7 protein-coding genes are annotated in these 8,691 nt (G+C 64.0%); 3 read left to right on the top strand and 4 right to left on the bottom strand.

The genetic code is table 11. The features are described 5' to 3' along the window. Nucleotides 1–268: 268 nt before the first annotated feature. The gene (locus tag BN1233_RS06845) at nt 269–997 is read left to right on the top strand and encodes a GntR family transcriptional regulator (RefSeq protein ID WP_046862773.1); all 729 of its coding nucleotides are present in this window, start codon (nt 269–271) and stop codon (nt 995–997) included. 149 nt (nt 998–1,146) lie between these two features. Here the strand turns inward: BN1233_RS06845 and BN1233_RS06840 are convergent, their stop codons facing one another. Beyond that, entirely contained in the window at nt 1,147–1,476 is a 330-nt protein-coding gene (locus BN1233_RS06840; RefSeq protein WP_046862772.1) for a hypothetical protein, read from the bottom strand. A gap of 288 nt (nt 1,477–1,764) precedes the next feature. Between BN1233_RS06840 and BN1233_RS06835 the strand changes: the two genes are divergently transcribed. Both BN1233_RS06835 and BN1233_RS06830 read left to right on the top strand, forming a co-directional pair. Then, nucleotides 1,765–2,844: a PLP-dependent cysteine synthase family protein gene (locus tag BN1233_RS06835; RefSeq protein WP_046862771.1), complete on the top strand. Its 1,080-nt coding sequence runs from the start codon at nt 1,765–1,767 to the stop codon at nt 2,842–2,844. Between the two features lie 22 nt (nt 2,845–2,866). Then, a complete protein-coding gene (locus tag BN1233_RS06830) occupies nt 2,867–5,695 on the top strand; it encodes a cation-translocating P-type ATPase (protein ID WP_046862770.1) in 2,829 nt (942 codons plus the stop codon). 73 nt (nt 5,696–5,768) lie between these two features. Here the strand turns inward: BN1233_RS06830 and BN1233_RS06825 are convergent, their stop codons facing one another. The 3 genes from BN1233_RS06825 to BN1233_RS06815 all read right to left on the bottom strand — a co-directional run bounded on the left by BN1233_RS06825 (nt 5,769) and on the right by BN1233_RS06815 (nt 8,687). Continuing rightward, nucleotides 5,769–6,530, bottom strand: coding sequence for an SDR family oxidoreductase (locus BN1233_RS06825; protein ID WP_046862769.1), 762 nt, complete (start codon nt 6,528–6,530; stop codon nt 5,769–5,771). Nucleotides 6,531–6,646: 116 nt separating this feature from the next. Further along, complete coding sequence (locus BN1233_RS06820; RefSeq protein WP_046862768.1) at nt 6,647–7,906, bottom strand: MgtC/SapB family protein; 1,260 nt, start codon at nt 7,904–7,906, stop codon at nt 6,647–6,649. A gap of 184 nt (nt 7,907–8,090) precedes the next feature. Then, a complete protein-coding gene (locus tag BN1233_RS06815) occupies nt 8,091–8,687 on the bottom strand; it encodes a cytochrome b/b6 domain-containing protein (protein ID WP_046862767.1) in 597 nt (198 codons plus the stop codon). Nucleotides 8,688–8,691: the final 4 nt, after the last annotated feature.

Below are 8,691 nucleotides of genomic sequence, written 5' to 3'. Positions count from 1 at the left end.
ACAGCGCTCTCTCCCGATCTTTGTCAATCACCTAACCGCAGGTTTGCATTCATTTTAACCGAGCGCAATCTCCGAATTACATTACATTGTGGCTATGGATCGCCCGGATTATCGCCAAAACATCAACTATCGTTAACCAGTGATGCCCCGCGGGTTGCGGGCTGCCCTGACCAACGTTACAAAAACGCGTTAGGCTGCCGGTAGGCTTGGCCGTTTTTATCCTTCGCCCCAAATTTCCGGCTTGAAGCTCGCTATTGAATGGCCATCCATGACGGACAGTGTTCTGAATTCAGAATTATCAAGTCAGGCTACCAAGGCGCATGCCTACGGAAAGGTAGACCGGGACAACCTTCATGATGATCTTCTCTCACGCCTGAGGGATTTCATCGTCGAGGGTCACCTCCTACCCGGCGGCCGCATCCCGGAACGGCACCTTTGCGAGGCGTTCCACGTCTCGCGGACTCCTTTACGCGAGGCCCTGAAGGTTCTCGCGGCGGAAGGGCTGGTCGAGCTGCTTCCAAACAGGGGATCCCGAGTCCGGCAGTTCACGGACAAGGACATCAAGGACTGCTTTGAAGTGCTTGCCGGGCTCGAATCCGCTGCTGGCAGGCTCGCATGCGCGCGGATCACCGACGACGAGGTCGCGGAGATCGAACAGCTGCACTACGACATGTACGGCCACTACATGCGCCGCGAATTGCCGGAGTATTTCCGACTCAATCAGGCCATTCACGAGAAGCTCGTCGCCGCGTCCGGGAATGATGCCCTGCAGGCAACCTACAGGACCTTTACCGCACGCATGCGTCAGCTGCGCTACTCGGCGAACGTGCTCGCTAGCGATCGCTGGGGACAGGCCATGCGCGAGCACGAGAAAATGGTCGATGCATTGCGGCGCAGGAGCGGAGAAGAGCTCGCGACCATTCTCTTCGAGCATCTCCTGAACAAGTGGCGGGCGGCAGCCGACTCCCTCGAACGAGAGGATGCGCAAGGCTCGTAGCATCCATTATCCACACGCGAACCGGCAGCGTGACGCAATCACGCATTGCTTCCCTTCCGGCTCGTAAAGCGAAAATGGTGGCGTGATAGGCTGGATGACTTCACGCAGAGTCTCTCCTCCCGAGCACGCGCGGGAGCCGTGGCCCCGACCTACCGACCCGACACTCCCCTCCTACCATTCCAGCGCCGCCTCCACTGCGCCCAGCGGCGGTCGGCCCAGACCAAGGCCTGCCGGGTCGGGCGCCTCATGATCGGGACATCCAGAGCCAGCAGGAGCAGGCCGAGCGGCAACATCCAGAAGCCGAGGATGGGAAGGAAGCCGGCGAACCCACCGATGACCAGGAGGATCCCCAGCGGGATCCGGAATCCGCGGGACGATGGTTCCCTGAGCCATTGAAGAAACCGGGCAACGGAAGGGGGCAGTCCGCGCTCCAGGCGGTCGAACCTGCGCGCCAGCCTTTCCTTGTCCCTTCTAGTCACGGCACTAACCCGCGGTTGCCGCCGCAGATCTGCCGATGAGCGAGTCGTCGCAACGGTAACACCATACTTCCAGCGATCTCCAAGCTAGGGCCGGTTTACGTGTCTTCAGCATCTGGGCGCTTTTTTGACCCTATGACCACCCGGCAGCGACCGGCTCGGCAGTCCGAGTTGGTCCCGGGGCGACAACCTCCGCCAGAGCGCTTTGATCCGCACCCACTTCAGGAGGATCATTTCCTGGATCTATAAGACTGGTTCCCATCAGCTCCGGCTCTCGAGAGGAGTATCCGAATGCAGCCCGCGACAGAACGCCGGTCCTGGGTGTCTACCGCGATCAAGATCATCGAGGCTGACTTCAACCGCTCCTCGGATACCCATCTGCTGCGCATACCATTCCCGGGCGCCCCAGGGATCGCTCTCTATATCAAGGACGAATCCACTCATCCCACGGGCAGCCTGAAACATCGACTCGCACGCTCCTTGTTTCTCTACGGATTATGCAACGGGTGGATCGGGCCGGACACTACGATCATCGAGGCATCGAGCGGCTCGACGGCCGTTTCGGAAGCCTACTTTGCCCGAATGCTCGGCCTGCGTTTCATTGCCGTCATGCCGCGCTCGACCTCCGCCGAGAAAATCGCAGCGATCACCTTCTACGGGGGCGAATGTCACTTCGTCGACAGCGCTTCCGAGATGTATGCCGAGAGCGCGCGCCTCGCCGATGAACTCGACGGACATTACATGGATCAATTCACGTATGCCGAGCGCGCGACCGACTGGCGGGGCAACAACAACATCGCCGAGTCGATCTTCAGTCAGATGGCCTTTGAGGAACATCCCGTCCCGGCCTGGATCGTGGTCGGCGCCGGCACCGGTGGCACATCCGCCACGCTGGGGCGCTACATCCGCTATCGCCGCCTGCCGACCCGCCTGTGCCTCGCCGATCCGGAATCGTCCGTGTTTCACCGCCACTTCGCCGACCGGCGCATCTGCACCTCGTCCGAACCGCCCTCCGTGATCGAGGGGATCGGACGCCCTCGATGCGAGCCTTCATTCGTGCCGGAGCTGATCGACCGCGCCTACGCAGTGCGGGATGCGGCGAGCCTCGCGGCGGCGCGTGTCCTTTCACAGCGCATCGGACGGTCGTGCGGAGGATCGACCGGCACCAACATATGGGCTCTCGCTCAGATCGTCAGCGATATGGTCGAGCGGGGAGAGCAAGGGTCGGTGGTAACGCTCCTGTGTGACTCGGGAGAACGTTATCGAAGCACGCACTTGAACGACTCCTGGCTGCAGGAGCGGGGAATCGATCTGCAGCCAGAAGTGGATGCCTTGGAGCGCTTCTTCGAAACCGGTCTCTTCAGGCCGTGACAGGTCAATTGGCAGATCGAACGTGACTGCTCCCGCGTCGACATCCCCAACGCCTCCCTACCGACAAGAGGTCAACTCCGTCTTGACGGCCCTCGGCACCGATGCGGAGCGCGGCCTCAGCCGCACGGAAGCACGGTCGCGTCTTGAGCGATACGGGAGAAACGAGCTCACTCCGGAAAAGCCCATCCCGGCCTGGAGGAAGTTTCTCGACCAGTTCCGGGATGTGCTCGTCATTCTCCTGATCATCGCGGCTCTGGTCTCCGCCGGGTTGTGGCTCTACGAGCGCGATGCCGACCTGCCCTACGAAGCTATCGCGATCCTGGCGGTCGTGCTCCTCAACGCCGTCATGGGCTTCATCCAGCAGGCGCGCGCGGAGCAGGCCGTCGCGGCGCTTCGCCAGATGGCGGCCGCGTTCGCGACCGTCGTTCGCGACGGCGCGCAGGAGAGCATCGCCGCGACCGAAATCGTGCCCGGCGACATCATTCTCATCGAGGAGGGCGACACCGCTCCCGCCGACGGGCGGCTGATCCACTCCACGGCACTGCAGATGGCGGAAGCCGCACTCACCGGCGAAAGCCTGCCTGTATCGAAGGGTATTGCGGCGATCGAGGAGGAGGTCGGGCTCGGCGATCGCGGCAACATGATCTTCAGCGGCACCTCGGCAAGCTACGGGCGCGGTCGCGCCGTCGTCACGGCCACCGGCATGCAGACCGAGATGGGACGTATCGCCGGGATGCTCGAGCAGGCCCCGGACGAGACAACGCCGCTCCAGAAGGCGCTCGACCGGGTCGGCAAGCAGCTCGGGATCGCCGTCATCGTCATTGCCGTCGTGATGATCGCGACGATCCTCATCGTGGAGGACGTGCACGGCTTCTCGGCCATTTTCGATGTGCTCATCCTCGGCGTCGCGCTGGCGGTGGCCGCGGTGCCGGAGGGCTTGCCGGCCGTTGTGACGGCGGTGCTGGCGCTCGGCGTGCAGCGCATGGCCAAGCGCAAGGCTATCATTCGCCATCTCGCCGCGGTGGAGACGCTCGGCTCGGCGGACGTCATCGCCTCCGACAAGACGGGAACCCTCACGAAGAACGAGATGACGGTGCGCCGTGTCGTCACCGCGAGCGGCAGCGTGATGTTCGGCGGCACGGGCTACGCCCCGGTCGGCGAGGTCGTGCCGAACGGGGGCGGGGCGATCGGGGACCCGCTGCGTTCGGAGTTCGTGCGTGCGCTCGCCGCAGCGGACCGAGCCAACAACGCGGTCCTGCAGGAGCACGACGGGCGCTGGACGGTTCAGGGCGATCCCACGGAAGGCGCCCTGATCGTCGCGGCCCGCAAGGCCGGACTCGAAGCCGATGCGCTCGAGGCTCGCTTCGAGCGCATCGCGGAAATTCCGTTCTCGTCCGAACGCAAGCTGATGAGCACGGTTCACGAAGATGCCGAGCGGCAGGAGCGGCGGATCGCTCTCGCGAAGGGCGCACCGGACATCCTGCTGGGGCGCTGCTCGCATGAGCTCGTCGGAGAGGAGGCGAGGACTCTCACGGCCGAGCGCCGAGCCGCCATTTTGAAAGTCAACGACGACTTGGCCGAAGAGGCCTTGCGAACGCTCGGTGTCGCCTTCCGCTCATTGCCGAAGGATGTCTTCGGGCATGAGAATTTCGACGAACGGGTCGAGCAGAATCTCGTGTTCCTCGGGCTGATCGGCATGATCGACCCGCCGCGAGACGAAGCGAAAGCTGCAGTGGCGCAGGCCAAGGGAGCCGGCATCCGGCCGATCATGATCACGGGTGATCACCCTAGGACGGCGGCCGTCATCGCCGCGGAACTCGGGATTGCCGCCGACAAGCGGGCGGTTACAGGGGCGGACCTGGCGAATATGCCCGAGGACATGCTCGACCGAACCGTTCGCGAAGTGTCGGTCTACGCGCGAGTGAACCCCGAGCACAAGCTGCGGATCGTCCAGGCCCTGCAGCGCAAGGGCGCAACCGTTGCCATGACCGGCGATGGCGTCAACGACGCGCCGGCCCTGAAGACGGCGGATATCGGCATCGCGATGGGGATCACGGGAACGGACGTTTCCAAGGAAGCGGCCGACATGGTCCTGGCAAACGACAACTTCGCGACGATCGTGGCCGCGGTCGGCGAGGGACGTGCGATCTTCTCGAATATCCGCAAGTTCCTCCGCTACCTGCTCTCGTCCAACATCGGCGAAGTCATGACGATGTTCTTCGGGGTTCTGCTGGCCGGGGTGATCGGCCTGACGCCGGAGGGAGGCAGTGGCGTCGTCCTGCCGCTCCTGGCCACGCAGATCCTCTGGATCAACCTCGTGACGGACGGCGCGCCCGCCCTTGCACTCGGGCTCGATCCTGCGGATCCCGGGCTCATGGACAGGCCGCCGCGCCCGCGCGGCGAGGACGTGATCACCCGGCGCATGTGGACCGGCATCCTGTTCGTGGGTGTCGTGATGACGGCCGGAACCCTGTTCGTCCTCGACGCGTCGCTGCCCGGCGGTCTGGTCGAAGGCACCGGCTCCTTGCGGTATGGCCAGACGATGGCGTTCACGACGCTGATGCTGTTCCAGCTGTTCAACGTCTTCAATGCGCGCTCGGACGAGCGCAGCGCCTTCAGTGGACTCCTCCACAATGCCTGGCTCTGGGGAGGCGTCCTGCTATCGCTTCTCCTGCATGTTGCCGTGATCTACACTCCCTTTTTGCAGAAAGCGTTCTCCACGGTGAGCTTGGGCGCGAGCGACTGGCTCGCCTGCCTCGCCGTCGCAAGTTCGGTGCTCTGGTTGCGCGAACTGACGAAGCTCGTCACACGCGCAAGAGACCGTCGACACGCGCTACCAATTGCGGCGTGATCACGGAGGAATGCAGGCGCTGCCGTCCGCAATCCGATCATGGACAGCAGCGCCGCGTACTCCTCGAGTCAGCTCAGGAGAGCCTCTGGATATCTCCATCTATGGGCAGTGCCTGGCCCGATATGGTTTTGGCGCTATCCGATGCCAGGAAAACGGCGAGAGCCGCAATGTCGCGCGGATCCACAAGCGCCTTGAGGGACTGGTTGGCCATCGAGACCTGCTTGATCTCTTCGACCGGACGCCCGGTCGCCTGGGCCCGTCCCTCGAAAACTCTTTGGATCCTCGGCCCCTCGACGGTGCCCGGCAGGATCGCATTCGCGCGGATGCCGTGCTCGCCGAGTTCCATGGCAAGCGTCTTCGTGAACCCGATCAGGCCCCATTTCGTGGCCGCATAGGATGCGCGGTTGGGGTAGCCGAACCGGCCGGCGGCGGAGGACATGACGATGATCACCCCGGCCGGGGACTTCTTGAGATGAGGGATCGCGAGACGCGTGACGTCGAACGTACCGGTCAGGTTGACGCTCACGACCTTGTCCCAGTCGTCCGGGTCGATTGCCTCGACGGGCACGGTCGGGCCGGCAATGCCGGCATTGTTGACGAGAACGTCCAGGCCTCCCATTGCCTCGACGCTACGAGCGACCATGCGCCCGATATCCTGGCGGTCCGCCATGTCGCAAACCGTCGTGACGAGGCCCGGGATCTCCTGGGCCAAGCGGCCGAGGCCCTCCTCGTCGATGTCACACACGAATACGGTCGCGCCGTTGTCCGCGAAGGCTCGAACGATTTCGCGCCCGATGCCGGAGGCTCCTGCAGTCACGAGAACGCGTTGCTTCATGATTTCCTCCTTCCTGTCCGAGAGGCAGATAGCACAGGCAGAGGCGGGTGTCCGTCAGCCAGGGCAATGGCGGCTTCGCGCCTGATGGAGATCATAGGAGCGTCTCGATGGTCCTCTCAGAATCCCATGGTCATCATCACTATGGCCCCGATGGCGAGGGCGAGAACGCTCACGGTGCCGACGATCGTCGCGAGCCGCGCGGTCCCGAACACTCCGCACATGACGGATTTCGCGACAGTGTTGGTGGCAGCAGCAATTCCGATCCCGAGCGTCGCCGTTCGCGGGTCGATTTCATGTAGTCCGAGTCTCGCAAGCGACAGCGTGATGGCATCGACATCCGCCACGCCGGAGGCCGCAGCAAGGGCGAGAAGACCGCCCTCCCCCGCCGTGCGGGTCACGAGATTCGCGAGCAGCACGATTACGGCGATCACCCCGGCGATCTTAAACACCGTACCGAGCTCGAACGGGTTCGTCAGGGCAAGGTTCGGACTCTGTGGCCCAATCCGGTTCCACGGCGTCACGAGATAGACCCCGCCAACGGCGAACACGGCGCCGGCCGCACCGAGAGGATAGGCCAAGCGCTGCACCAGATCCGGATTCAGAACTGTCACGATCACCAGGATCCGCGCGAGCATCACGGCGCCGGCCAGGAGAATGCCTCCCGCCAGGAGAGCCTCCGCATCCTTCTGCTCGCGCGCGAGCCTTGCAAAAGTGACCGTCGTCGCCGTGGAGGATGCAAGACCGCCGGCCAGCCCGGCCGCTGCGACCCCTCTATGCTCGCCCAGAACGCGAACCGCGACATAGCCCGCAAACGAGACCGCAGCGAGCACGATGGCCAGGACCCAGACTTCGGCCGGATTGAGGGCTCCCCATGGATCGACCGCACGATCCGGCAGCACCGGCAGTAGCAGAAAGGTCATGGCCAGTAGTGTCAGGGTCGCTCTGATCTCCTCCCAGGAGAGACGGTTGACCCACCGGTGCAGCGGCTGCTTCAGCGCAAGGAGAAGGGTGGTCGCGACCGCGGCGGCAACGGCAACACGCATCTCGCCGAGCACCGAATAGGCGCCGAGCAAGAAAGTCAGGATCGCGGCGACGATGCCCGTCGCGCTGAAATCCCGTTCGTCGACCGCCTCGAGCCACCGGAACACCGCGAAGGCTGCCGTGAACGCCACGAGCGAAGCTGCCAGGACGATCGGACTGGTCAGCGACGCCAAGGCCGCACTGACACCGCCCAGAAGCCCGGAGAGCGCGTAGGTGCGCAGCCCCGCAGCCCGTTCGCCCTCGTGCTCTTCGCGCGACTTCCAGCCGCGTTCCAGGCCGACCAGGAGTCCGATCGCGAGCGCAAGCCCGAGCCTCTGAAACAGCTCCTGAGTCATCGTGACAGCATCGCCAACTCTTCCGTTGGAGATCCGTTACTACGACTCGGCAAAAGACCGCCAGCCCGCAGAGGACGGCCCAAGGCTGGCAGTCTCTTCAAATATGGCCAGCACATGCAACCGCTCCGGCGGTGCCTGTCTCGCGACAGTACCGCCGGAGCGTCGAGAGCCGATCAAAGAGGATCTATGCAGCCCGCTTGCGGCCGGTGACCATCGCCTTCACGAGGTTCTCACCGTGCTCGATGCTGGAGAAGATGACGCCGGCGACATGCAGCCCGATCAGGCCCAAGGCCAGGTAGACGAGCGCCTCGTGAGCATCCTCGACCCATTGCGCACCCCAGAACGCGTCCGTCGTCATCATGATCCCTGTCGCGGAGATCCCGGTCAGCAGCATGAGCAGCGCCAGGACCATCGCGCCACCGGCCGGGTTGTGTTCGAGAGTGCGTGGAGCGCGCAGCCGGGCGGCCTCGCGCATGTAGTCGAGCACCTCGCGCGGTCCACGGACGAAATCGGCGAAGCGCGCGTGACGCGAACCCATGAAGCCCCAGAGGATGCGGAAGGCGACGAGAGACGCGATCGCATAGCCGGCCGTGAGATGCAGCCACTCGATTTCATCGCCTGTCGCGAAGGCAACGATGAACAGGCTGACCAGGCTCCAGTGGAAGATGCGGACGAACGGATCCCACACGCGGACCATTCGGAGTGTTGTGGTTGTTTCGTCGCCGCTCGTGGCCGGCGGCGCAATGCCGCCGGCTCCGATCGCATGATTGCCCATCGACATGCCG

The sequence above is a fragment of the Microvirga massiliensis genome, from assembly GCF_001006805.1.
Classification (GTDB): Bacteria; Pseudomonadota; Alphaproteobacteria; order Rhizobiales; family Beijerinckiaceae; genus Microvirga; species Microvirga massiliensis.
Note: the sequence above shows the minus strand (reverse complement) of the source record. Positions and strands in the feature narration are given on the sequence as shown.